Source organism: Thermobaculum sp. T2p, from assembly GCF_059335935.1.
In genome coordinates, this window is the sequence record NZ_JANZYQ010000006.1 from 12,834 (window position 1) to 38,149 (window position 25,316).

Sequence of the window (25,316 nt, forward strand, 5' to 3'; positions counted from 1 at the left end):
TAGTGATGCGTAGATACAAAATACTTTGTTGGCATATACATGGCAGCTATCTGGACGCTTTGGCGCAAATAGACCAAGATTGGTACCTACCAGTAACTCCTGACAGAGGTGAAGGGTATGGTGGTAGACGCCCAGGAATGCCTCCATATGTACGAGAGGTACCAGCCGAAGAAGTTAGGAATCTGGACTTAGACATAATAATATGCCAGACTCCCAAAAACTTTTACGAAGATATTCCTGCGATACTTAGTCCCGAACAACAAAAGTTACCTAGGATCTACCTGGAACACAATTGTCCTCGGCAGCATCCCACTGATACAAAGCATCCAATAGACGATCCTAATGTCCTTTTAGTACACGTAACTCACTTCAACAACCTTATGTGGGATAGCGGCAGAACGCCCACTATGGTTATTGAGCACAGCGTGGCTATTGATCCCTCCATAGAGTACGTTGGCGATCGAGATAAAGGTATAACCGTAATCAACGAGATGAAACGTCGTGGACGCATCTCGGGCTACGACATCTTCTGCAAGGCTCGTGAGATTGTTCCATTGGACACTTGCGGCATAAAGAGTGAGGAGATAGGAGGACTAGGGGATATCAAGTACCGAGATCTGCATCGCCTGATGGCGAGATATCGCTTTCTATTCAGTCCCATGAGATACACCAGCTTACCACTGGCGGTGATAGAAGCCATGACCATAGGTATGCCCGTGATAGCACTGGCCACTACGGAACTACCTACTGTGATACAGAACGGCTACAACGGCTACGTATCTTGTGATGTCGAGTTCCTTATAGACAGAATGTTGTTCCTTTTGAACAACCCTGAGGAAGCAAAAAGACTAGGACAGAATGCAAAGTGCACTGCCCAGGAGAGATTCAACTTAGAAAGGTTCAGGAGGGATTGGAACAAAGCCTTCAATCTGGTAGCTGGAGGTCTATGATGCACTCACCTGAGGGACCCAAAGTTGCATTTATTAGTGAGCACGCAAGTCCAGCAGCCCTCCTTGGAGGCGTAGATGCAGGTGGGCAAAACGTGTACGTGGATGAAATAAGCCGTAACCTGGGATCGATGGGTATCAGTGTAGATGTCTTTACTCGCCTGGACTCCCCGAACTCTCCAGAGGTACAGGACTGGAGTAAAGGCGTAAGAATTATCAACGTGCCAGCCGGACCAAAACAGCACGTATTCAGAGATGATCTATGGCCTCTTATGCCAGAGTTCGCCCGAAACATGCTGGATTTTATCGAGCGCAATAACATTCGATATGACTTAATTCACAGCAACTTCTGGATGTCTGGCTGGGTAGCTACCAAGCTTAAACATCGGGCTAATATCCCAATGATCCATATCTTTCACGCTATGGGTAAGACTAAGCGCAAACACCAGAGGGATATGGACACTAGTCCCACAGAGAGAATTACTATCGAGCAATTCGTAGCTTCGGAAGCTAACTACCTAATAGCCCAGTGCCCCAGCGAAAAGCTGGAGTTGACCGAGGATTACGGAGTTGATCCTGCAAAAGTAATGATCATCCCTTCAGCAGTTAACATAGAGAGATTCCGCCCAATAGGTAAAGAAACTGCGAGAGCACTTATAGGACTAGATTGGCAAGGCCCAATAATCGGCTATGTGGGACGCCTTATACCCAGAAAGGACGTAAGAAACCTCGTATTAGCACTACACAAGGTCGTTACAAACAGAACAGACCTCAATCCATTGCTAATGGTGGTAGGCGGTGAGACCAGAGAGCCCGATCCCAGGGCAACTCCTGAGATCGGAGTTCTCCAATCCATGATCTCGGAGCTAGGTTTGCAGGATAGGGTTATATTTACAGGCAAGAGACAACCTGATGAGCTCTATGCCTATTATTCAGCCGCTGACCTGATAGTTACAACTCCTTGGTATGAGCCGTTTGGGCTAACACCACTTGAGGCTATGGCCTGCGGCAGGCCAGTAATAGGCTCTAACGTGGGAGGAATAGCTTTTACCGTATCAGAGGGCGAGACTGGCTATCTTGTGCCTCCTAAATCACCGGAGATCCTTGCCGATCGCATTGTAGAGCTCCTTGATAACAATGATCTCAGGAACCGCATGGGTTCTAACGCCAGGCAGCGGGTGGTGAAGTTGTTTACCTGGGAAAGAGCAGCGGAGCTAACAGCCCAACTGTATGGAAAAGCAATAAGCAAGAGACTTCACATCGCGAATACGGACTATAGAAAGGAGTCAGATTATGAATACAGATAGAGCTCATAACCGCACGGTTATCATCACGGGAGCTGGAAGCGGCCTAGGTGAGGCCACAGCTTGCACCTTTGCTCAAGACGGGTTCAACGTCGCATGTCTTGACATCAATGAGCAAGCAGCCCAAAACATCGCTAACAGACTGAATGAGAATGGAGCGAAGGCTATTGCTATCCGGTGTGATGTATCAAAAGAAGATGACGTATTTGGTGCAGTCCAAAAAACTTTCGAGACCTTCCAGAGGATAGATGTTGTGGTCAACTGTGCGGCTGTGGACCATACCCTTTCTGTCAGCGACATGACCATAGCACAGTGGGACCAGGTCATATCAGTGAACCTCAGGGGTCCTTTTTTGATGGCTAAGGCAGTACTTCCAATTATGAGGAGTCAAAAATATGGACACATCGTCAACATAGCCTCTACTGCAGCCACTAGGGCTTGGGCAAACGCCGCTGCCTATCATGCATCCAAATGGGGACTCAGAGGTTTCAGTAGGGCTCTAGGCGTAGAGGGACGTCCAGATAATATAAGGGTCACAAATGTTATTCCAGGGGGTATGAAGACTCACTTCTTCGATAGATTCGTCGAGCAGGGTATCCCTATGCCGGATCCTGCTAATCTACAGGATCCGGCAAATGTGGCCAAGGTAATACTCTTTGCAGTCAACATGCCTGAAGAGTCCTGCATGCAGGAGGTCATAGTTACACCGCTTACTGAGACAAGCTGGCCCTAGTCCACATTAGCTTACGAGACCTTAGGTTCTATGCAAGAGACTATAATCTCAAGGGCGCCATTTAGAATAAGCTTCGCAGGCGGAGGTACAGATCTACCGGAGTACTACCAGAGGTATGAAGGGGTTGTACTTAGCACCGCCATTAACAAGTACTGCTACACGATTCTGCGACAAAGCTTAGATGGCAGTTTCCACTTGAAGTCCACCATCGACGGGATAGTGTGGGAGTGTTTCCAAGGCTTACCCAAAACACGCGCGGAAGATAGGCTGGCCATCCAGAAGTCAGCAATCGCAACGTTCTACCAAGGTAACCAAGCATTAGATATCTTCACAACTTCTGAGATACCTAGCGGCACTGGTTTGGGATCTTCAAGTGCGCTGGCCGTATCCATGCTGCAAGCGCTACTTACGTCATCCAATGTACACTACAGCAAGTATGATTTAGCCGAAGCAGCATGTCGACTTGAGATCGATGTCCTCAGATCCCCCATAGGCAAGCAGGACCAGTATGCATCGGCCTTTGGAGGACTAAATCTTATCTGGTTCTATAGGAATAAGACTCTGGTTGAGCCCATGCAGATAGCCCCTGAAAGGCTACGTTTGCTCGAAGACAATCTTCTCCTGTTCTATGTCGGAGGTACACGTAAAGCATCTGAGATTCTAAAGGAGCAGAAACAGGCAACACAATCAAGCATACAGACGTTAGGCCACCTGCATCAACTAAAACAATTGGCTCTAGATATGGCAGATACTCTGCGTAGAGGCCAACTGAATGAATTTGGATCAATGCTACACCACGCCTGGGAGCTTAAGAAAGGCTTATCTGACAAGATCTCTAACCAATACATAGATGAGATCTATCAGCTCACACTCAAACTGGGAGCTATAGGAGGAAAGCTAGCAGGGGCTGGTGGTGCTGGTTTCCTAATGCTCTACGTACCGCAAAGTAGTCAAACCAAGGTAAAGGACAAACTAGAAGGCTTGGGCATTCGCGAGATGCCCTTTAGTTTCGACTTCGAAGGAGCTTGCTTACTCAAGTCAGGCTGGTCCATCGTAAGGAGCAATCAAAGATGATTGATACGATCAAGAATTATTGGGACGGTATAACTAGATCAATACAAAGAGTTGATCTCGAGGCTATTGAAGCAGCGACCTGGGAGATAATCTCATGTCATAACAGCGGCAACAACATATACATAGTGGGTAATGGCGGGAGCGCTGCTACAGCTTCGCACTTTGCATGTGACCTATCCAAGGGAGCAAGGGTCCCAGGACACGCTCCGTTCAGAGTCTTATCACTTACAGATAATATGCCATTGGTCACTGCCTGGGCTAATGATTCGTCCTTTGAACACGTGTTTGCTGAACAATTAAGACCAATGATCAGGCAAGGGGATCTATTGATAGTTATCAGTGCAAGCGGCAATTCTCCCAATGTAGTCTTTGCTGCCCAGGTAGCGAAGGATTTGGGAGCAAGGGTATTAGGACTTACAGGCAAAGATGGCGGCAAGCTACGGAACATAGCAAATCTGACAATTACAGTACCTGCCGAGCATATAGAGCAGGTGGAAGATGCACATCTAGTCATGGCTCATTGTATATGCTTTTCAATTAGGGAATATCTTACTAACAAAACTATCAAAATAGAGGATAGCGCTCTGCAACAGGTAATTCAGGCCAACCTCTGATCCCCTGGATCACCCCCGACAACTACAAAGCTCCATGGGTGGGCTCAAGTCCCACTTATAAAAGGGTCTAGCCAAAAACAGCAAAATTTCTTAGAATGCGGCTTGCAAGGTAAAAGTTCCTGCTTGCCTTTTTACCCGCAAGGGCAAACATCAAACATGAAAGGAGGAGGCTATGGGTAGACCAGTAACTCTCTTCACCGGCCAGTGGGCAGACCTTCCCCTGGAAGAGCTGGCTAAAAAGGTAAGTCAATGGGGGTACGATGGGTTAGAGTTAGCCTGCTGGGGAGATCACTTTGAGGTCCAGAGAGCCCTCAAGGAGCCCGATTACGTACAGTCAAGATGGGAGATCCTGAATCGCTATGGTCTCAAGTGCTTTGCGATAAGCAATCACTTAGTAGGGCAGGCAGTTTGTGATCCCATAGATTCTAGGCACAAGGCTATTTTGCCGCCGCATGTGTGGGGTGATGGAGACCCAGAAGGCGTCAGACAGAGAGCCGCGCAGGAGATGATGGACACGGCCAGGGCTGCCGCTAAGTTCGGAGTTACCCAGGTAAATGGCTTCACAGGTTCACCCATCTGGCATCTACTTTACTCCTTCCCGCCTAACGATTTTGAGGAGATTGAAAAGGGTTATCAGGAATTCGCTGAGCGCTGGGGCCCCATCATAGATGTATTTGAACAGGAAGGTGTAAAGTTCGGCCTTGAGGTACACCCTACCGAGATAGCTTATGACTTCGTAACCACCAGGAAGGCTCTGGACGCGATAGGCAACAGGGAAGGGTTCGGGATAAACTTCGACCCCAGCCATTTTGCCCACCAGTTTCTCAATCCCGTGGACTTCATAGAGGAGTTCGCTGACCGCATCTACCATGTGCACATCAAAGACTCCAAGAAATTCCTAGATGGTAGGAAGAGCATATTAGGATCACATCTAAACTTCGGTGACAGACGAAGAGGCTGGGACTTTGTCTCTCCTGGACATGGAGATGTTGATTTTGAGGCTATGATAAGAGCCCTGAATCGCATAGGTTACAACGGGCCACTTTCCGTAGAATGGGAAGACTCTGGTATGGACCGTGAGTGGGGTGCTCAAGACGCACTAGCCTTTGTGCGCAAGGTAGACTTCCCAGCTTCTGCTGTAGCTTTTGATGCAGCTTTCGCTCGAGAATAAATTACACCTAACCAATAAAACTCTAGGGAGTGCGAACATGTCTGAACAAGTAGGCTTCGTAACCATGGCTGGCCAGAGAGCTACCTCTAAGGCGCCAGAAGTAGGTGTAGGTATGCTCGGCTATGCATTTATGGGCAAGGCTCACACTAATGCTTTCAAGAAGCTGCCATACATAGTCTATCCACCCCCAGCCATTCCCAGACTAGTGGCTATAGCCGGTCGAAATGAGGAGGCTGTTAAAGAGGCTGCATCTCGATATGGCTATGAAGGTTACTACACTGACTGGCGCCAGATGCTTGACGACGATCGTATCCAGCTGTTCGATAACGGAGGGCCAAACTATGCTCATGCTGAGCCTTGTATAGCGGCAGCACAAAAGGGCAAGCATATCCTATGCGAGAAGCCCCTAGCAAGAAATGCACAAGAAGCTAAGGCGATGCTGGATGCGGTCAATCAAGCAGGCGTCAAGGCGATGGTCGGCTTCAACTACAGATTCGTGCCAGCAGTACGCCTAGCTTATGAAATGATTAAGAACGGCGAGCTAGGGGAAATCTATCACTTCAGGGCGGTGTACCTTCAGGAATGGATTACAGATCCAGAATTCCCATACATATGGAGGTTGGACAAGGAGCTTGCAGGTAGCGGTGCGTTGGGAGACCTTGGCGCACATATAATCGACCTCGGCCGGCATCTTATCGGTGAGGTTAAGTCTGTGATGGCTATGACCAGAACGTTTATCCCAGAACGCAACGACCCTGAGACAGGTCAGCGGCGTAAGGTAGAGGTAGATGACGCATTTGAGGCAGTAGTCGAGTTTGAGAACGGAGCTGTCGGCACCTTGGAGGCCTCCAGGTTTGCTACAGGTAGAAAGAACCACCAAGTGTTCGAGATAAATGGCTCCAAGGGCTCTATAAGATTCAATCTGGAGAGGTTGAACGAGCTGGAGGTCTACCGGACAGACTCTCCTAAACATACTCAAGGCTTCACGGATGTGCTCGTTACAGAAAGCTATCATCCCTTCTGGTCCAACTGGTGGCCTCACGGACACATAATCGGTTGGGAGCACACCTTTGTACATGAGATAGCTCACCTTCTGGATTGTATAGTGAACGATAAAGACATAGCTCCTTACGGTGCCACCTTTGAAGATGGTTACCGTAATGCAGTGATATGCGATGCGATTCTTCAATCCGCCGAGGAGGGTAAGAGGGTAGAAGTAACCTTCTAGCTCATCGCAGCACAAGACGTATATAGAGAGGGGATGGCTAGGTCTGCCATCCCCTTATGGTAATTAGAACTTTATCGTGGAGGGCCCATATGTTCGACCTATCAGGCAAGGTAGCTTTAGTTACAGGTGCAAGCAAGGGCATTGGGCAGGAATTGGCAATCGCACTGGGCAAAGCTGGTGCTGCTGTGGTGGCTAATTACCATACAGATCGTAGAGGAGCGGAGATCGCAGTTGAGAAAGTGCTAGAGGCCGGAGGCAAGGCCATAGCTGTGCAGGGGGATATCTCCTCTGTAGCTCAATGCCGTATGCTAGTCAGCAAAACCGTAGAAACGTTTGGGAGGATAGATATAGCTTGCTGCCATGCTGGGATAACAAGCTGGGGTAAATTCCTTGACTATACCGAAGAAGCATTTGATGCCGTGGTAAACACTAACCTTAAGGGGACTTACTTCACCGCTCAGGCTGCCGCTCGAGAGATGATCAAACAGGGAGAAGGTGGCAGGATAATCATCACGTCCTCCGTTACAGGCAACCAGGCAGTGCACTACCTCTCAGCTTATGCGATGACCAAGGGAGGACTGCAGATGCTCACGCGTAACCTTGTGTTAGAGCTATCTCCTTACGGGATCACCATAAACGCTGTAGCGCCGGGACCAATTGTCAATGAGCGTAATCTGCATGACGACCCTGAATACGAAACTAAATGGGCCAAAGTTGTACCTATGGGGAGAGCTGGTTATCCTAAAGATGTAGCCTCTGCCGTACTGTTCTTTGCATCAGAGGAGGCCGAATGGATTACAGGTACAGTACTGCTCGTAGATGGGGGATGGACTTGTTACAGTCCAACACCTGACTTCGAATTCGTCGAGCGAGAGGGAAGAATAGGAACGGGATAATAGGAAGCCTTAAGAAAGGATCGCTAAATGGTCGTACAAAAAATAACCATCACTTTGGTGTTGATTCTGACGCTACTAGTAGCTGCATGTGGTGGGGAGCAGCGATCACCAACCCCCACTCAATCCGTAATCTCTCCCTCTCCGTCAGTTGCTCCCACCTCACCAAGCACTAGCAATCCATCGCCCAGCCCAACTCAGATAGCAGCTTCACAGAGTACCCCGACACTGGTAGCCACCGAGGAAACGAACAAGCCTAGCCAAGAACCCACCAAAGAACCTACTCCAAATCCTACCCCTTCAGCCACCCAAGAACGCAAAGTCAATCGCAACGTACGAGTAGGTATTAGACAGGTTGCCTCAGGATTTGACCAACCCCTATTTATCACTTACGCCAACGATAACAGCAACCGACTCTTCGTGGTTGAGAAAGGCGGGAAAATAAAATTCCTGAATGGTCAGATTTTCTTGGATATTACCAATAGAGTAGGTTCTAGTGGATCCGAGCAGGGATTGCTGGGGTTAGCTTTCCACCCCAACTATAGGGTGAACAGGAGGTTTTTCGTAAATTACACAGACCTTAATGGTAACACGGTAGTCGCGGAGTTCAGAGCCTTAGACAATGGTAGAAGAGCAGATCCCAACTCCGAAAAAGTCATACTAAGGCAGGAACAACCAGCGGCCAATCATAACGGTGGCATGTTAGCTTTTGGGCCCGACGGCTATCTATACATAGCGCTAGGAGATGGAGGGGGCGCTAACGACACTTATGGTAATGGGCAAAATCTGAACACTCTGCTTGCAAAGATTCTCAGGATAGATGTAGATCGAGGCGATCCATACTCGATTCCTAAGGATAATCCCTTTGTTGGCCGCGATAATGCCAGACCCGAAACCTGGGCGTGGGGACTTAGAAATCCCTGGAGGTTTAGCTTTGATCGGCAGACAGGAGATCTCTATATCGCGGATGTAGGGCAAAACCACTGGGAAGAAATCAACTATCAAAGAGCCGGATCGAAGGGAGGTCAAAACTATGGTTGGCCAATTATGGAGGGCAATCACTGTCTATCCTCCGACCAATGCAACCAGGAAGGGCTTACACTGCCAGTTGCTGAGTATAGTCACGAACTAGGATGTTCCGTTACGGGCGGGTATGTCTATAGAGGGAAGAGATTTCCTGCCCTCAGAGGAAAGTACTTCTTTGGTGACTACTGCACAGGCAGAATTTGGAGCTTGCAAAGAGCAGAAAACGGCAACTGGGTTATGAAGGAAGAAACCGACACAGACCTGAGCATCAGCTCATTCGGCGAGGACCAAAACGGAGAAATATATGTCACCGACCTGGCTGGCGGTGGCATATATATGCTGACAGCCTCAAGCTAGAAGTTTACAAGATTGGGGGAGGTGTACCTCCCCCAATCCCAACCAATTCCTCTTAGTAACCGTAGCCTGAAGAACGGGACTCTCTCTGTTGCCTATAGCAATCAGAGCAGTACACAGGGCGATTACCCTTAGGCTGGAAAGGAACTCTAGCGACTCGGCCGCAAGAATCGCAGGTTACCTCATACATCTCTCGTGGCCCATTGTTGGAGTAGCTGGAGCCATTCTGAGCAGACCTTCTAGCTCTCCTACAATCGGGACACCTGCTGGGCTCATTCATTAGCCCCTTACTAGCGTAGAACTCTTGCTCTCCTTGAGTGAAAACAAAGGTTGCACCACAGTCTTTACATGTTAGAGTTTTATCCGCGTATACCAAGGTCTATTTCTCCTCCGAAAATGGAAACCAGTTATTTCTTCTTACCACGCCTCAACACGATCTTCCCATAAGTGCCAACCAGCGATGCGGCCTAACTCTCTGCGGGAAACACAGGAGAATTTCGAGGTTGGAGCTTATGAAGAATTTCCATATTGTTGCGTAGCATTAGTGCTAGTATACATCAGTCGAACGGAAATAGCGATAATTTTAGGGAAAATTGCAGAAATTGCACTACAATTAGCCTAGCTCTTGCCTAACTAATCACGGAGTCTAGTCCATGAACAGAGAGCAGCTAATCGAAAAATTGGTCGCGATCATTGGTCCTCAAGGAGTAGTACACGACAGAGAGCAGCTCAGGACATATGAGTGTGATGGCTTAGCTAACTATAGAGCTATACCTACTGCTGTTGTTCTGCCAGAAACTACCGAGCAAGTTCAAGCTATAGTCAAGTTATGTCACCGCCATAAGATTCCATTTGTAGCTAGGGGTTCAGGCACAGGACTTTCAGGTGGAGCCATGCCTGTCGAAAAGGGAATACTCATCTCCCTCTCCAGAATGAGGAGAATTTTGGAAGTCGACATTCCCAATCAAAGAGTAGTGGTTGAGCCTGGGGTTATAAACCTATGGGTCACTCAGGCAGTATCACAGTACGGTTACTACTATGCACCAGACCCTTCTAGTCAGTTGATCTGCTCGATAGGAGGAAACGTAGCTGAAAACTCAGGAGGAGCCCATTGCCTGAAGTATGGCTTCACCACTAATCATGTAACTGGTCTGGAGGTCGTGCTACCAGATGGTGAGATTATCCATATTGGAGGAAAAGCCCTAGACACCCCAGGATATGACCTTGTGGGAACTATTGTGGGGTCCGAAGGCACGTTAGGGGTAGTCACCAAGATAACGCTTCGCATAGTTCGCAAGCCGGAGATGGTGAGCACGCTCCTAGCCGCTTTTGACACTATAGAGCAAGCTGGGGCAGCAGTATCGCAGATCATAGCGTCGGGCATAGTGCCTGCAGCAGTCGAAATGATGGATCCACTTTCAATTGAGGCCGTAGAGGCGGCGGTACATGCTGGCTATCCTAAGGCTGGAGCAGTGCTGATAGTAGAACTAGATGGACCACTCCTAGAAGTTGAGGACCAGTTCAATAAAGTAAAGGACATTTGTCTACACAACGGCTCTACAGAGATACGAATTGCCCGTAATGAAGAGGAAAGAGCATTGATCTGGAAGGGACGCAAATCGGCCTTTGCTGCAGTCGGCAGGATAAGTCCTAATTTCTATGTACAGGATGGCGTTATCCCCAGAACGGCACTGCCAGATGTGCTGCGAGAGATAGAAGAAATAAGTGCACAAAGCGGCATAAGAGTAGCCAACGTCTTTCATGCCGGCGACGGCAACCTGCATCCATTAGTGCTCTATGATGCCAGCATACCTGGTCAGGAGGAGAAAGCGGAGAAGGTAGCAGGTGATATCTTATCAATCTGTCTTAGATATGGGGGATCCATTACCGGTGAACATGGAGTCGGAGTAGATAAGAAGAAGTATATGCCCAAGATGTTCTCAGAAGAAGATATGAATGCTATGCACATGTTGCGTTGTGCTTTCGATCCTGAAGGCATATGCAACCCTGGCAAAGTCTTCCCTACGCCACGCCTGTGTGGCGAGAGACCAGGCCCTGGTAAAATACATCCACTGCAGGAAGCAGGTTTGGCAGAGATCTTCTAATGACAACATTAGATATAACAGACAAATTACCGAATATAGAGATCAAAACCACATCAACCAATATAGATGGGTCGCAACCAGGATTTATAGCTAAACCAGGATCTCCTACTGATACAGTAGAGATACTCAAGTATGCACATCAGAAAGGAATTAGTGTTATACCCTTCGGCTCTGGGACAAAGTTAGGATGGGGTAATCCTCCCCAGAGATGCGACCTACTGATCAACACCACAAAACTTGACAAGATCATCGAGTACAGTCCAGACGACCTTATAGTCAAGGTGCAGGCAGGTATAAAGCTGGAAGAGCTTCAACAAGAGCTGCGAAAACACAATCAGATGCTTGCCCTAGACCCACCAGAAAAGTCCGCCACTATAGGGGGGATAATAGCTGCAAACGCCTCTGGTCCTAGAAGGCTCAGATACGGTACTACCAGGGATCTGCTCATAGGAATAACCGTAGCTCTAACTAATGGCGATCTTGTGCATGGCGGAGGCAAAGTTGTCAAGAACGTGGCTGGCTACGATCTTTGTAAGTTGTTCACAGGCTCATTAGGAACACTAGGAGTAATCGTAGAGGCAGTATTTAGATTGCATCCCTTACCTACCAAGTCCTTTATATTGAAAGTGAACCTCAAAGAACTTGATCAAGCAGAACAATGTATACAGCAAGTTCTCAACTCATATCTGGTGACATCAGCTCTTGAAGTTCATTATAGCGGTACAGGCGAAGTCTATTTATGGTGTATGGTAGAGGGTTCTTCAGATAATATAGCACGCTCAGCAGCTGAAGCCCTACGACAGATACTGAGTAACCATGGGACTTGTCAGGTTTTTGATCTCGATGAAGACCCAGCAGTCTATGACAATCTCAGACAGTATCCATGGGAAGCAGATGATCTGGGCATAAAGTTGTCCTCTACCATCTCCAGACTCAAACCCATAGCAATGCTAGCCAGATCGACATCTCAACAACACGGTTGCGGTTTTGAGCTTAGGAGTCATGCGGGATCAGGCATAACTTATCTGGCCCTAAAGGGAGGCAAAAACCTACCTGTCGATACGCAGGTGTCATTGATTCAATCAATAAGGGAAGCTTTGACGTCCGAAGACTCTGCTATGGTCCTGGAGGCAAGCTTACCTCTCAAGCAGAGAATAGATGTATGGGGATATGTAGGAGATGCCCTGCCCCTTATGAGGAGGATCAAGGATCAGTTCGATCCTGGAAAGATACTCAGCCCAGGCAGGTTCGTGGGAGGAATATAAATGATAAGAATTACCAATAGATCCAAAGGTGACTTCGGGAACACAATAATTAAGCCGGCATTCGACTCCCACGAGTCACCATCTAAAGAACTGATAGACGACTGCATACACTGTGGTTTCTGCTTGCCTACCTGCCCAACATATTTACTCTGGGGAGAGGAGATGGACTCCCCTCGAGGCAGGATCTATCTTATGAAAGCCGCTCTGAACGGTGATCCGCTTACAGATAGTATGGTCCTCCATTGGGATCTCTGCCTAGGGTGTATGGCATGCGTTACAGCTTGCCCAAGCGGTGTCAAGTACGACAGGCTTATAGAGGACACAAGATATCAAGTAGAGAAGCGTTACCCTAGACCCCTTGCCGACAGGGCTTTCAGAAAGCTAATATTTGAAATCTTCCCGCATCCCAACAGGCTCAGAGCTATTCTGCCTCTTTTGCTCTTTTATAGACACAGTCCTTTGTCTAAAATGTTGGAGTCGCGCCTTCTTAGCAAGCTAATCCCATCCAGGTTGCGGAATCTTCTCGAGCTTGCCCCAGAGGTTGACCCATCCTTCTTTTCATATAAATACCCAGAGAAGATACCTGCTAAAGGCAAACGAAGAGCTAAAGTAGGGCTTATTACGGGATGCGTACAGCGGGTATTCTTCAGTCATGTAAATAGAGCTACTATCAACGTGTTATCGGCGGAGGGATGCGAGGTATATATACCTAGGTCTCAGGGATGCTGTGGAGCTCTTGCACTACATTCAGGAAATAAGGACGCTGCAAGAGATTTTGCCAGATCTCTCATCAATGCCTTCGATGGCCTGGATCTTGACTATATAGTGATCAACGCTGCTGGATGCGGATCAACGCTCAAGGAATATGCACTACTGCTCCAGAACGATGCTATCTATAGGGGCCGGGCTAAAGAGTTCGCAGACAAGATTGTCGATGTATCGGAACTCTTAGTCAAATTAGGTCCAGTGGCTAAGCGTCACCCACTAAGAACTAGGGTAGCCTACCACGACGCTTGTCATCTTAGACATGCGCAAGGTATAAGGAATGAACCTAGAGAGCTGCTCACCGGCATACCTGAGCTCGAACTTGTAGAGCCCCCCGAGGCAGACATATGCTGCGGAAGTGCCGGTATATATAATCTTCTCAATCCCGAGGCTGCTCGAGAATTAGGCGAGCGCAAACTAAAGAATATAAGCTCCACCGGAGCAAAGTATGTAGCAAGTGCTAATCCCGGATGCACATTACAAATAAGCTCAATCGCACAGCTACACAATCAGGCTTTCCACATAGCGCACCCGATTGAATACCTGGAGGCTTCGATACTGGGCAAGGGAATACCATAAGCTTGCAGACTTCTTGGAGGTAGAAATCATGACAGTTGGGATTCATCCCAAGACGATCACGGTACCCAAGCGATTACTTCTTGGGCCAGGACCTAGTGAGCTTGATCCCGAGGTTGCGAGGGCATTATCTCTTCCCTCCCTAGGACATCTCGATCCAGCAATGGTGGAGATAATGCAGGACATCAAACGGCTTCTGCAGTACACATTCGTGACCAGGAACGAGGCTACTCTAGCTGTTTCTGGTACGGGCACATCTGCAATGGAAACAGCCTTAGCTAATGTGATTGAGCCCGGCGATAAGGTGCTCGTAGGGATAATGGGTTATTTTGGAGATCGCCTGGCTCAAATAGCTACCAAGTTGGGAGGCCAGGTAATCAGAGTTGAAGCAGAGTGGGGAAAAGCTATTGATCCGGATATGATGATTGCTCGCATAAAAGAGGTAATCCCCCAAGTGGTCTGTCTTGTACACGCAGAGACATCTACCGGGGTAGCCCAGCCAGAAATAGAACACATCTCCTCTGCGGCCCATGAAGTTGGGGCCTTGTTAGTAGTGGATACTGTGACATCGCTAGGTGGGCAGCCCGTGAAGGTAGATGAGTGGGGAATAGATGTATGTTACAGTGCAGGACAGAAGTGCATTGGAGCTCCTCCTGGGCTCTCACCAATTACCTTTGGTGAGCTAGCATTAGATAAGATCAACAAGCGCACAACTCCTGTCTCGAGTTTTTATCTAGATTTGAATCTGTTGCGTAATTACTGGGATAGCCAGCAATATCATCACACTATATCCGCACCACTCGTCTATGCCCTGCACACAGCTCTCAACAAAATACAGCAAGAGGGACTAGAAAACAGGTGGAAAAGACACGAGATAAATCAGCGAGCATTCCTGGCTGGATTAGAGGGTCTAAGCTTAGCTCCTCTAGCTGAGAAAGATCATAGGCTCAATACGCTGATTACTATAAAGACTACAGAAGATATCACAGAGAGAACCATAAGACAGGAACTGCTCAACGACTATTCGATAGAAGTAGGAGGTGGTATAGGACCGTTCCAAGGCAAACTGCTGAGGATTGGTTTAATGGGCTACGGATCAAGAAGAGAGTTTATCATCCAGTTGCTTGCAGCCCTAGAATCAATCTTGCGCAAGCACGGAAGATCCGTACCAGAGGGGTGTTCGGTAGCAGCAGCAATGAAAGTCTATGAAACAGCTCTGTAGGAGGGAAAGAAGGTATTGAGCTCGAACAACCAAGTCTATGGGGGAATAGAAGCAGGCGGTACCAAGTTTGTATGCGCTGTGGGTACTGGACCGGATGATATCAGGTCATCTATTACTTTTCCGACCACCTATCCAGAAGAAACTCTGGAAAAAGCGGTAAGCTTCTTCAGGCAGGCTACTAAAGGTTTGACGCTAGTAGCTATAGGAATTGCATCCTTCGGACCAGTAGATCCTAATCCCTTGTCTCCAACTTATGGGTACATTACATCTACACCTAAGCCGGGATGGGCCAACACCGACTTTGCAGGATACATCAGAGAATCCCTTAGGGTTCCAGTAGGATTTGATACCGATACTAATGTTGCAGCGCTGGGAGAGCACAGATGGGGAGCCGCAGTGGGACTTGACACCTTTATCTATCTGACCGTAGGCACGGGCATAGGTGGAGGAGGGCTAGTCAACGGCAAGCTTATTCATGGAATGCTTCATCCTGAGATGGGGCACCTTGCTATTCCCCACGACAAAGAGGAAGACCCTTTTGAGGGCTGGTGCAAGTTCCATAAGGATTGCCTTGAGGGATTAGCTTCAGGACCAGCTATCGAGTCCAGATGGGGGATAAGAGGCGAGAACCTTCCTGCAGATCATCCAGCATGGCAGCTGGAGGCTAAGTACCTGGCTTTTGGCTTAGTAAACTATATCTACACACTGTCCCCCCAGCGCATCATTATGGGAGGCGGAGTAATGCAACAATCGCATCTATTCCCTCTCATTCGCCAGAGGGTTCAGCATTTACTTAATGGGTATATACAAGTAGATGACGTTCTACAGCAAATCGATCAGTATATAGTCCCACCTAAACTAGGGCCCAGGGCAGGCGTACTTGGAGCGATTGCACTAGCACAGGATATTGCCGGGGACTGACAGAGAAAGTGGGGGCGGTGGGATTCGAACCCACACTGACACCATTTTAAGTGGTGTGTCTCTGCCAATTGGACTACGCCCCCTCGCTTACAATTATACTAATTAGGATTAGATACTCGCCATATATGCAAAAAGTGAATTCAAAACATATCGTGCTCATAGGATTAAGCGGTAGTGGCAAAAGTACTGTAGGATGCCTTTTGGCCTCCAAGATGGGGCTGCCTTATATAGATATCGACCGGGAAATTGAAAAGCACGCAGGCATGCTGATAGAGGAGATCTTCTCTAAGTTTGGAGAAGGGAAGTTTCGGCAATTGGAAAGTGATCAAATAAATAGAGCCCTAAAGGGTAAAAGGGCCGTGGTTTCGCTTGGAGGTGGAGCTATCCTATTGGAAGAGAACCGCAAGCTGATATGGGATTTATCCACGGTTATATGGCTACAGGCAAGCATAGAAACTATAGCTAATAGGCTGAAACATACTAAAGAGATAAGACCACTGCTTGCAGGTGACGACATGACGCGTAGACTGGAGAATATGCTCCGGAATAGAGAAAGGTATTACTCTCAGGCACACTTATGCGTGGTGACAGATAACAAGTCGCCCTACACTATAGTGGAAGAAATACTCTCTTTTGTCCGTTGATTGTCGGCTTGCTGGATAGCAACGCCTTTGATACCCTGAAGATTGATTAACTAGCTTCTTGGTGGTGATATAGATGCCCGAGATAGTTGCTAGCGATGTGGTGGATGTATATCCATTTTGCATATCAGAAAATAGAGCTTACTACCTGACCTTGCTAAGGACTCCAGGGCTTGAACTTGGTAACACCTGGCAAGCCGTACATGGCCGTATAAAGAAGAAAGAATCTGCTATCCAGGCCGCAACGAGAGAGCTTCAAGAGCAGACAGGGCTTACTCCCACATCTGTCTGGAATATCGATTTTGTCAACACGTTTTATTCTCCTGAGGAGGATACAATTTACTTGGTACCCTGCTTTGGGGTACACGTATCAGAAAGCGCTCAGATTGAACTTACGCCCATGCATGTAAACTGGGAGTGGGTACCACCAGAGGTTGCAGTAAGAAGGTTCGTATGGATTGGTCAGAGGCTCGCATTACAGACCCTGCATGATGAGATAGCGGGACCTATAGCAGCCGGACTCGATCCTAATCCGTATTTGCAGATACCTCCATCGTTATATCTGCACGGGAAAAAGAGAGGACTAATAAAATGAACTTCGGCGATCTGGTTGAAAGGCGTATAAGGGAAGCTCAGTTAGAGGGTAAGTTCAAAAACATTAAGGGTGAGGGCGCACCAATTGATCTACAAGAGAATCCTTTCGAAGATCCTGAGATGCGCCTTGCCTATAAGATGCTCAAGAACGCTGGCTTTTGTCCGGAGTGGATCGAGCTTATGAAACAGATAGACGAAGAGATCTCCCAAGTGGAAAGAGTGTGGGAAAACTACAGGTTCAACCGCCAACGGCAGATCAAAAGTGCTCAGAACGTTAAGGTAGTCAAGTTTGCAGAGACTATAAGAGAAATAGATAGGTCAAGGAACATCACTCTTCAGCGACTAGAGACTAGATGGCGCGAGATCAACAGCAAGATAACCTACTTCAATGCCATAGTGCCAGTAGATAGCCTAAAGAAGTCTCTTATAAGCATAGACAAGATGAGAGAAAGCTTCTCAAGGGAGTTCCCACTATTATCGGGATATCTGGAAAAATAAAGACCTCTATAGCCTTCTCATCTCACCGGCTTTTCGAAGAGATCTTCTCAGCTCCCCTTCCGCAAGATAATAGTGGGCAGTCACTATAAGCATGAACAGTATCGGAACACACAAAAAAACAAAGCCTATGATCAATAGTGTCCCTATCCAGTAAAGCAGATCTGCTATCATAACCACTCCAAGTAAGGATAATATTAGAGCTCTCACCGTATCAATGGCATAATAACTTTGTCATGAAACAGTCCAAAATTCAAACAACAAACAGATACGTAAACAGCACGTTGTTCAAATACCTCTACACAATTATAGTAGAACTCCGCCCTAAGCAGTGGACCAAGAACCTGCTAGTGTTTGCAGGATTAGTCTTCAGCCACAACATGCTTAGCCTACCTGCTTTGCTAAGATCGTCTGCTGCATTCGTAATTTTCTGTGCAGTATCATCTGCAGCCTATATAATCAACGATCTTGCGGACGTGGAGAGAGATCGTTTACATCCCGTCAAGAGGTTACGGCCTATAGCATCGGGCTTGATCAGTGAACCCACAGCTATATCAATAGCATCTTTGCTGTTGATCTGCAGCTTGATAGCTTCATTCCTTCTTTCCTGGTCTTTTGCCCTAGTGACTGTGGTCTACTTCTTGATCGTGGTTCTATATAGTTTCTATCTGAAGAACGTAGTACTTCTCGATGTGTTTTCGGTAGCATCAGGATTTGTGTTGAGGGCAATTGCAGGGACCTTTGTAATAAGTGTCACATTGTCCTCATGGCTGATACTATGCACCTTGCTGCTCTCGCTTTTCCTGGCACTAGCTAAGAGACGGCACGAGCTACTACTGCTTGAAGAGAAAGCCTCAGTACACAGACAGATACTCAACGAGTACTCAAGGGTTTTTCTGGATCAGCTCATGGCTGTGGTCACCAGCTCCACCATCATAGCCTACTCTCTGTACACTTTTTCCGCCGCTAGCCTACCTAACGATAGGTCTATGATGCTCACAATCCCCTTCGTTATCTACGCTATCTTTAGATACCTATATCTCATCTATCAACAAAATGAGGGAGGCAATCCTGAGACTCTTCTCCTACAAGATAAGCCACTGCTTATATCAATAGTATTATGGGGTATTGCTGTAGTTCTGATACTTTACAGACCATGGGCATGACTAGGAATGGCGTTGGAAAAATGATGTGGAGCAACGACTCTCTAGCAACTAGTACAGAGCAGACAGTCGAGTTGGAGCTTCATGACATGGCTCACGGTGGTAGAGCCTTAGGTAGGCACGAAGGCATGGTTGTCTTCGTGCCATTTGGCATACCTGGGGAAAAAGTATTAGCACGCATATATCACAAGCATAAGAGGTATGCAGAAGCCGAGATAGTAGACATAATCACCTCATCGCAGGACAGGGTAATACCCAAGTGTCCATACTTCGGAGTATGCGGTGGATGCCATTACCAACATATAAGGTATGAAAGGCAGCTTGAGATCAAACGCCACATAGTGGAATCCTTGCTGTCCAGAATTGGAGGCTTCAGAGATGTAAAAGTGCTTCCTACCATTCCTTCTCCAAGAGAGTATTATTACCGCAATAGCGCGAGGTTTCTCTGTGGCCAGCAAGGGGACCTAGGGTTTACTGACTGGCGAAGCAACAGTTTTATAAAAGTAGATACATGCCCAATAATGGATGAAAAGATTAACGACGTGCTCCATCACATACAGGGGCATGGCCTACCTGGAGAAAATGTAAGAATAAGATACAGCAGACAAAAAGATGAATTAGTAATATGGCCCAAGCTATCCACAGACCTAGAAACTGGGCAGCAGTTTCATACTCAGGTCTTACTAGGAAGAGAGTTCAGAGTATCCGCAACATCCTTCTTTCAAGTAAATACGCTGCAGGCTGAAAACCTCATAAGAATAGCGCTAGATGAACTTGAACCCTTGGAAGGCAAAACGGTCGTTGATGCCTATTGCGGAGTAGGAACTTTCACCCGTTTTATAGCAGAGAGAGCCGAACTTACGATAGGAATAGAAGAATCCCCTTCAGCTACTGCCGACTTTAGATACAACATGCAAGGGCTTAAGGCAAAGCTAATAGAGGGAAGAGCTGAGAAGGAACTGGGTAGATTACCAAATAACATCGACAGATTATTGCTGGACCCCCCTAGAACTGGTTGCGAACCTGAAGCGCTGGAAATCATATTAGAGCTTGCTCCTGAGAAGATCGTCTATGTTAGCTGCGACCCAGCAACTCTGGCAAGAGATCTAAAAGTCCTATGCTCAACTGGAGCATATAGACTCAAGAAAGTACAACCCGTGGACATGTTCCCACAGACATTCCACATAGAAACTATAGCTTCATTGGAGCTGCTATAAGAGAGGGAAATGAAGTGCCCCCAGCGGGATTCGAACCCGCGATCTTCACCTTGAAAGGGTGACGTCCTAGGCCACTAGACTATGGGGGCTTGAATTATAAAGCGGGGCAACACAATCGCCCCGCAGATCTCTGGTAGCGCATGCGGGATTCGAACCCGCGATCTCCACCTTGAGAGGGTGGTGTCCTAGGCCACTAGACGAATGCGCCATGCGTATGACGGGCATATTCTAGCGAACTAATTGGCCAGACGTCAAGTTCTACTTTCAGGCCAATGTATTCTTTTCACAATGTATCTGGGGCTTTCTATCTAACCTCGGATCACCACATAGGTGCTGAACTACAGAGTAGATCTCCGAGGATTTGGGTGTATAAGTAGCAACAGAGTTGTAGCTTTGGGATTGCAAGCATCGCACTACTAAATCCATATGCTTTCTCTGCTCCATAAGCGCTTTATCTATAAGAATGATAGATACGCTTGAGTCTTCAGCAGCTATATCAAGCCCCCAAAATAGATGGGGAAGGCACAAGCCATGAGACTTCATATACGCTTCTTCAAACGACTCATCTTCGAATCCTTGAAGAAGAGCGCTCAGGTATTTACGTTCCTCCTCTTGTTGAAAGACACAAACCGGACATACCGGCTTGCTTTTGATGACCTTCCTTATGTTCTCCAAGCTGTTTCTCAATCTATGACTCCATCCTTTTGAAGATCTCCTCTCAAACAACTCTCTTCTTTTGAGGTGAAGATGATAGCCTAGGTAGGCGACTATATCCCGGTAGAGGATGCATGTTGCTAGAAGCCTTGGTCTTTCAAACCATTGCTCAGCATGGTCCTTGCAGAACCCAAACGAGACAACTAAATCCTTTCTAACCTTGGCATCATTTATGAATTCATAATCCAGGCTATCTAAGTACGAATCTACTGCTAAACGGACAAGCCGACATACTGGACAGCCATCTAGGCGAAAAGCTGTAAGAAGATCATAATAGGTGTTGACATGCATAGCAGGCACCTGCAAATAATATGTCAAATTAGATTCTATCCCTATTCCTGCTTTAGTCAAATTACGGTTTATATGGGATTCAGGTACAATCTTGTTGAGAATATTCGCTGGTAGGTGTTACAGCTTTGACCAACAATCAGACCGATAGACCTAGACCACCCGGACCTGAATCTAGAAGGTTCGACAACAACGACGAGAACAACAGAAATAGATGGGGCCCCATACCCAGTTGGGCATGGATAGTTCTAATTGTGGCATTGCTACTCAACTGGCTGGTAGCTCCTATTTTGTTCCCTGAAGGCAAGGGGGCAGCATCCATACCCTATACTAGCTTTAAGCAACAACTTGAGAACAACAACGTCGTAGAGGTCACTACCCAAGCGGATAAGATAACTGGTGAGTTCAAACAGGCTGTCAAGGTACCAGGGGTTGATCAACCAGTCAAGAGATTTGTAACCCATATACCAGCCTTCGGCGATGATCAGCTGATGAGCCAGCTTGACCAGAAAGGCGTTATAGTAAATGTACAGCCAGAAAGCAGCACACGTTCCCTGCTGTTAAGCATTTTGATTAGTTTTGGACCTACGATACTCTTCTTCTTACTGTTCCTCTGGCTTATCTCCAAAGCACAGTCTTCTCAACAGGGGCTTTTTGGTCTCGGAAAGAGCAGAGCTAAGAGATACAACGCCACAGAATCTACAAGAGTTACTTTTGATGACGTAGCTGGCATCGAAGAGGCTAAGCAGGAACTTGCAGAGATCGTGGACTTCCTCAAGAACCCACAGAAGTACCAAAGATTAGGTGGCACCATACCGAAAGGTGTTCTACTGATAGGTCCTCCAGGTACTGGCAAAACTCTCTTGGCCCGAGCAGTAGCTGGAGAGGCAGGTGTGCCTTTCTTCAGCATGTCTGGCTCCGAGTTCGTGGAGATGATAGTAGGTGTGGGAGCTGCAAGGGTACGCGAGCTCTTCCAGCAAGCTAAGAAGGAAGCTCCCTGCATCATCTTTGTGGACGAGCTAGATGCCATAGGAAGAAGAAGAGGCAGCAGCATCAACGTTGGAGGACATGACGAGAGAGAGCAGACCCTCAACCAACTTTTGGTGGAGATGGACGGTTTTGACTCAAGGCAAGGAGTGATCGTCCTCGCAGCTACTAACCGCCCAGATGTCCTTGATCCAGCATTACTGCGCCCTGGGAGGTTTGACCGCCGGGTGGTGGTGCAACGTCCAGATAAGGTAGGCAGGCTCAAGATACTACAAGTACATACCAGAAACGTACCTCTTGATCCAAATCTAGACCTTTCGGAAATAGCAGCAGCCACTCCTGGACTGGTAGGTGCTGATCTGAGGAACCTCGTCAATGAGGCAGCGTTGTTGGCGGCAAGACGGGGGAAGAACTACGTCGACAGAGAAGATTTCTTCGACGCACTGGAGAAGATAACTCTTGGTGCTGAGCGTAAGCTCCTTATCAGTGAGGAAGATCGCAGGCGCGTGGCCTACCATGAATCTGGACACGCCTTGCTAGGGTTGTTACTACCTGAGGCTGATCCCGTACATAAGGTAACTATTATCCCCAGAGGGCAAGCCCTAGGTGTTACATACCAAACTCCCGAGGACGATAGATATAACTATACCGAGAGATATCTACGCAGCAGGATAACTGCGGCTTTGGGAGGTAGAGCCGCAGAAGAGTTAGTGTTCGGTACCGTAACCACAGGTGCGGAGAACGACCTCAAGCAGGTGACCGAGATAGCCAGGCAGATGGTCACAAGATGGGGTATGAGTAAGGAGGTAGGGCTGGTTTATCTGTCGCCAGATGGTCAGGATGATTTCCTAGGGCCTAACCCGGTCGCCACACGAGAATATAGCGAATCACTAGCGACCGTAATCGACAGGGAGACAAGAAGAATAATCGACGAGTGTTACTCAGAAGCTTTGTCTCTCTTGAATAGGGAGAGACAAAGGCTGGATAACTTAGCAGAGGCTCTACTTAGGGAAGAATCCCTAGATGAGCAGCAGATACGAGAGATCGTAGGGCTTGGAGAGAAACAACCAGAGCCTGCCTAGAACCATCCAGTTTATTGGTCTAGAAATTTGTGAACGGCTTCCACTATAGCAACTATGTCAAAAGGCTTATGGATAAGGCCATCGGCTGGACAATCACCCTTGTCCAGCCGATGTATAGCACTCATAAGAATGACTTTGGTATCGGAAATTGAAGGATCTGACTTGACCATCTTACAGAGCTCTCTGCCATCCAATCTAGGCATCATCACATCTGTAAGCACAACATCGGGCCTCTGCTCCTTGATGATACGCATCGCCTGCTCACCATCATAGGCTGTGAGCAATTGAACTCGGCCATCATCAAGGACCATCACAATTAGCTCAACTATCTCAGCTTCATCATCAACTATAAGTACTTTTTTCATAAGCATTATTGCTCTACTCAGAGAAGTTGGAGTACACTAGCGCCCAAGCCCCTCAACCTTATCTTTTATCTCTATACCAGCTGGTGTGATTGCAAACTCGTATACCGTGTTATCATGCTCAATGCCACGCATTCTCACTATGGTCAATACTCTCTTCAACTCTCCACTCAAATTTATCCTGTCCATGGTCAGGATGTTATCCACCGGTGCCCACTCAGGAGAGGCAGCCCACAACGACATGCTCTTATCACCGCATGTGATAAGAGTAGTCACATTGCGTGAACGCATTATCTGGGCCAAGGCACCAACGAAAGGCATAAATCGCCCATCTCTATCCAGCTCTTCTTTTACAACCTCAAAGCCATCGATCACGAGTCGAGATGGGGACGACTCCGGTAACTGAGAAATGATCTGATGTACTAGCTTGTCTGCACTTATATCAGAGAACGGAAATTGAATGGTGGTAACGTTTCCTCTACTCAAAGCATCTTCTAGATCTACTCCTATACTAGATAGACGTCTAGATAAATCCTCGAGAGTATCATAGAAAGTTGCGAATAAGACCCTCTGGCCCTCCTTTATACCTGCTGCTAAAAACTGCAAAGACAACAAGCTCTTCCCAACTCCAAGAGGGCCCAGCACTAGATTAGATGAGCAGATGGGGACACCTCCTGTTATCTCATCTAATCCAGCTACACCCCAGCTCACCCTTTTATTTGTATCGCAAGGCCAAACTTTGCTAGCTAAGGTTTCTATCCTTGGATATATTGCAATACCAGAGGGTGTGATCTCAAAGTAATGCTTGCCGGGGATGGGATCACATCCCCTCATCTTGAGTATCTCTATCTTCCTAGTCGCACTGCTGTTAAGGCTTGACAAGCTAAGATGAATGATGGTGTCGCTTATTGCCTGTTCCGGATGAGTAAAACTATCCATCCTGTACTGATCTTCAACCATCAGAATGGTGCATCCAAGCATGAATAGCGCCGAACTCAGATTGAAAATAAAGTTTTGTACAGCAGCTGCGTCCCCAGTTAGGGTAAAAAGGCTTCTAAAGGAGTCTATTACTAGAAGTTCTACTCCCTGTTCGATCACTGTGCTCCTTATCTCGGCAAGAGTCTTATCTAATCCTTCTTCTTGCAGCAGCTTCTGTATGTTCAGGATCTGAAGGGCATTACCGAGCAGGGTGTCATCAAAAAAAGATAGCGTGCTGAGATGAGCTATTAGCTTGGCATTGGTCTCGGTAAGCGCGGTAAGCATAACCACTTTCTTGCCTTGAAACGCATGGTGAAAAGCCATCTGAGTCACCAATATGGTCTTGCCAACGCCCGGAGGACCTCCAACCAGCACAAATGAACCTTTAGGTATACCACCACCAAGGAGCAGGTCAAAGCCAGGAACACCCGTACTTATCTTGTCCACCCCTACCCTACCTTATAAACTAGGCTTGCAGTGTCGCAAACATTATAAACATGTAGCAAGGGCATAGATCTAGATCCAAAGCATAAACTTAAAGGTCAGTTGTCGCAGTCAGGGAAAATAAGGGGCATGGGAAAGAACCCATGCCCCGGA

At 47.4% G+C, this 25,316-nt stretch carries 25 protein-coding genes and 3 tRNA genes; 20 read left to right on the forward strand and 8 right to left on the reverse strand.

The features are described from left to right. Nucleotides 1-5 precede the first annotated feature (5 nt). The 9 genes from N2245_RS02950 (at nucleotide 6) to N2245_RS02990 (ending at nucleotide 9,347) form a co-directional block, all read left to right on the forward strand. Nucleotides 6-950 (forward strand): glycosyltransferase family 4 protein, encoded by a 945-nt coding sequence (locus N2245_RS02950; RefSeq protein WP_494535241.1) that lies wholly within the window; start codon nucleotides 6-8, stop codon nucleotides 948-950. Continuing rightward, nucleotides 950-2,254 (forward strand): glycosyltransferase, encoded by a 1,305-nt coding sequence (locus N2245_RS02955; RefSeq protein WP_494535242.1) that lies wholly within the window; start codon nucleotides 950-952, stop codon nucleotides 2,252-2,254. Before N2245_RS02950 ends, N2245_RS02955 begins: the two co-directional genes overlap by 1 nt. After that, nucleotides 2,241-2,984 (forward strand): SDR family oxidoreductase, encoded by a 744-nt coding sequence (locus N2245_RS02960; RefSeq protein ID WP_494535243.1) that lies wholly within the window; start codon nucleotides 2,241-2,243, stop codon nucleotides 2,982-2,984. Before N2245_RS02955 ends, N2245_RS02960 begins: the two co-directional genes overlap by 14 nt. A 30-nt stretch (nucleotides 2,985-3,014) precedes the next feature. Further along, nucleotides 3,015-4,058, forward strand: a complete 1,044-nt coding sequence (locus N2245_RS02965; protein ID WP_494535244.1) for a GHMP family kinase ATP-binding protein — start codon at nucleotides 3,015-3,017, stop codon at nucleotides 4,056-4,058. Continuing rightward, nucleotides 4,055-4,672, forward strand: a complete 618-nt coding sequence (locus N2245_RS02970) for a D-sedoheptulose-7-phosphate isomerase (RefSeq protein ID WP_494535245.1) — start codon at nucleotides 4,055-4,057, stop codon at nucleotides 4,670-4,672. Before N2245_RS02965 ends, N2245_RS02970 begins: the two co-directional genes overlap by 4 nt. A 172-nt stretch (nucleotides 4,673-4,844) precedes the next feature. Then, nucleotides 4,845-5,843, forward strand: coding sequence for a sugar phosphate isomerase/epimerase family protein (locus tag N2245_RS02975; protein ID WP_494535246.1), 999 nt, complete (start codon nucleotides 4,845-4,847; stop codon nucleotides 5,841-5,843). Between the two features lie 37 nt (nucleotides 5,844-5,880). Continuing rightward, nucleotides 5,881-7,071 (forward strand): Gfo/Idh/MocA family protein, encoded by a 1,191-nt coding sequence (locus tag N2245_RS02980; RefSeq protein WP_494535247.1) that lies wholly within the window; start codon nucleotides 5,881-5,883, stop codon nucleotides 7,069-7,071. Between the two features lie 89 nt (nucleotides 7,072-7,160). Then, entirely contained in the window at nucleotides 7,161-7,967 is an 807-nt protein-coding gene (locus N2245_RS02985) for an SDR family NAD(P)-dependent oxidoreductase (protein WP_494535248.1), read from the forward strand. Between the two features lie 27 nt (nucleotides 7,968-7,994). Then, the gene (locus tag N2245_RS02990) at nucleotides 7,995-9,347 is read left to right on the forward strand and encodes a PQQ-dependent sugar dehydrogenase (RefSeq protein ID WP_494535249.1); all 1,353 of its coding nucleotides are present in this window, start codon (nucleotides 7,995-7,997) and stop codon (nucleotides 9,345-9,347) included. A 52-nt stretch (nucleotides 9,348-9,399) separates the two neighbouring features. On the opposite strand, the gene N2245_RS02995 is transcribed toward N2245_RS02990, so the two are convergent. Continuing rightward, nucleotides 9,400-9,720, reverse strand: coding sequence for a zinc-ribbon domain containing protein (locus N2245_RS02995; RefSeq protein WP_494535250.1), 321 nt, complete (start codon nucleotides 9,718-9,720; stop codon nucleotides 9,400-9,402). Between the two features lie 277 nt (nucleotides 9,721-9,997). Between N2245_RS02995 and N2245_RS03000 the strand changes: the two genes are divergently transcribed. The 5 genes from N2245_RS03000 to N2245_RS03020 are packed head-to-tail and all read left to right on the forward strand — an operon-like array spanning nucleotide 9,998 to nucleotide 16,198. Next, nucleotides 9,998-11,449 carry an FAD-linked oxidase C-terminal domain-containing protein gene (locus N2245_RS03000; RefSeq protein ID WP_494535251.1) on the forward strand — a complete coding sequence of 484 codons (1,452 nt, stop codon included), beginning with the start codon at nucleotides 9,998-10,000 and terminating at the stop codon, nucleotides 11,447-11,449. Then, nucleotides 11,449-12,714 (forward strand): FAD-binding oxidoreductase, encoded by a 1,266-nt coding sequence (locus N2245_RS03005; RefSeq protein WP_494535252.1) that lies wholly within the window; start codon nucleotides 11,449-11,451, stop codon nucleotides 12,712-12,714. The genes N2245_RS03000 and N2245_RS03005 overlap by 1 nt, the downstream gene beginning before the upstream one ends. After that, nucleotides 12,715-14,058: a (Fe-S)-binding protein gene (locus N2245_RS03010; RefSeq protein ID WP_494535253.1), complete on the forward strand. Its 1,344-nt coding sequence runs from the start codon at nucleotides 12,715-12,717 to the stop codon at nucleotides 14,056-14,058. Between the two features lie 28 nt (nucleotides 14,059-14,086). Continuing rightward, entirely contained in the window at nucleotides 14,087-15,277 is a 1,191-nt protein-coding gene (locus N2245_RS03015; RefSeq protein ID WP_494535254.1) for a pyridoxal-phosphate-dependent aminotransferase family protein, read from the forward strand. Nucleotides 15,278-15,292: 15 nt separating this feature from the next. Further along, complete coding sequence (locus tag N2245_RS03020; RefSeq protein WP_494535255.1) at nucleotides 15,293-16,198, forward strand: ROK family protein; 906 nt, start codon at nucleotides 15,293-15,295, stop codon at nucleotides 16,196-16,198. Nucleotides 16,199-16,207: 9 nt separating this feature from the next. Here N2245_RS03020 and N2245_RS03025 read toward each other — a convergent pair. Then, a tRNA-Leu gene (locus N2245_RS03025) sits at nucleotides 16,208-16,281 on the reverse strand. A 42-nt stretch (nucleotides 16,282-16,323) separates the two neighbouring features. Between N2245_RS03025 and N2245_RS03030 the strand changes: the two genes are divergently transcribed. The 3 genes from N2245_RS03030 (at nucleotide 16,324) to N2245_RS03040 (ending at nucleotide 17,931) form a co-directional block, all read left to right on the forward strand. Beyond that, nucleotides 16,324-16,842 carry a shikimate kinase gene (locus tag N2245_RS03030; RefSeq protein ID WP_494535256.1) on the forward strand — a complete coding sequence of 173 codons (519 nt, stop codon included), beginning with the start codon at nucleotides 16,324-16,326 and terminating at the stop codon, nucleotides 16,840-16,842. Between the two features lie 73 nt (nucleotides 16,843-16,915). Continuing rightward, nucleotides 16,916-17,434, forward strand: coding sequence for an NUDIX hydrolase (locus N2245_RS03035; protein WP_494535257.1), 519 nt, complete (start codon nucleotides 16,916-16,918; stop codon nucleotides 17,432-17,434). Then, complete coding sequence (locus N2245_RS03040) at nucleotides 17,431-17,931, forward strand: DnaJ family domain-containing protein (RefSeq protein ID WP_494535258.1); 501 nt, start codon at nucleotides 17,431-17,433, stop codon at nucleotides 17,929-17,931. Before N2245_RS03035 ends, N2245_RS03040 begins: the two co-directional genes overlap by 4 nt. 6 nt (nucleotides 17,932-17,937) lie before the next feature. Here N2245_RS03040 and N2245_RS03045 read toward each other — a convergent pair whose 3' ends face one another. Then, the gene (locus N2245_RS03045; protein ID WP_494535259.1) at nucleotides 17,938-18,102 is read right to left on the reverse strand and encodes a hypothetical protein; all 165 of its coding nucleotides are present in this window, start codon (nucleotides 18,100-18,102) and stop codon (nucleotides 17,938-17,940) included. Between the two features lie 62 nt (nucleotides 18,103-18,164). Between N2245_RS03045 and N2245_RS03050 the strand changes: the two genes are divergently transcribed. Together N2245_RS03050 and N2245_RS03055 are read left to right on the forward strand one after the other, a co-directional pair. Then, nucleotides 18,165-19,094, forward strand: coding sequence for a decaprenyl-phosphate phosphoribosyltransferase (locus N2245_RS03050; RefSeq protein WP_494535260.1), 930 nt, complete (start codon nucleotides 18,165-18,167; stop codon nucleotides 19,092-19,094). Then, nucleotides 19,091-20,308 (forward strand): class I SAM-dependent RNA methyltransferase, encoded by a 1,218-nt coding sequence (locus N2245_RS03055; protein ID WP_494535261.1) that lies wholly within the window; start codon nucleotides 19,091-19,093, stop codon nucleotides 20,306-20,308. The genes N2245_RS03050 and N2245_RS03055 overlap by 4 nt, the downstream gene beginning before the upstream one ends. Before the next feature lie 15 nt (nucleotides 20,309-20,323). On the opposite strand, the gene N2245_RS03060 is transcribed toward N2245_RS03055, so the two are convergent. The 3 genes from N2245_RS03060 to N2245_RS03070 form a co-directional block, all read right to left on the reverse strand. After that, nucleotides 20,324-20,397: transfer RNA gene (locus N2245_RS03060), tRNA-Glu, on the reverse strand. A gap of 42 nt (nucleotides 20,398-20,439) precedes the next feature. Then, nucleotides 20,440-20,516, reverse strand: a tRNA-Glu gene (locus N2245_RS03065). 56 nt (nucleotides 20,517-20,572) lie between these two features. Further along, nucleotides 20,573-21,313, reverse strand: a complete 741-nt coding sequence (locus tag N2245_RS03070; RefSeq protein ID WP_494535262.1) for a DUF6062 family protein — start codon at nucleotides 21,311-21,313, stop codon at nucleotides 20,573-20,575. Between the two features lie 125 nt (nucleotides 21,314-21,438). On the opposite strand from N2245_RS03070, the gene ftsH reads away from it, so the two are divergent. Continuing rightward, on the forward strand, nucleotides 21,439-23,379 hold the full coding sequence (gene ftsH / locus N2245_RS03075) for an ATP-dependent zinc metalloprotease FtsH (RefSeq protein WP_494535263.1): 1,941 nt from the start codon (nucleotides 21,439-21,441) through the stop codon (nucleotides 23,377-23,379). Nucleotides 23,380-23,390: 11 nt separating this feature from the next. On the opposite strand, the gene N2245_RS03080 is transcribed toward ftsH, so the two are convergent. Then, nucleotides 23,391-23,744 carry a response regulator gene (locus N2245_RS03080; protein ID WP_494535264.1) on the reverse strand — a complete coding sequence of 118 codons (354 nt, stop codon included), beginning with the start codon at nucleotides 23,742-23,744 and terminating at the stop codon, nucleotides 23,391-23,393. Nucleotides 23,745-23,780: 36 nt separating this feature from the next. Beyond that, on the reverse strand, nucleotides 23,781-25,166 hold the full coding sequence (locus N2245_RS03085) for an ATPase domain-containing protein (RefSeq protein ID WP_494535265.1): 1,386 nt from the start codon (nucleotides 25,164-25,166) through the stop codon (nucleotides 23,781-23,783). Nucleotides 25,167-25,316: the final 150 nt, after the last annotated feature.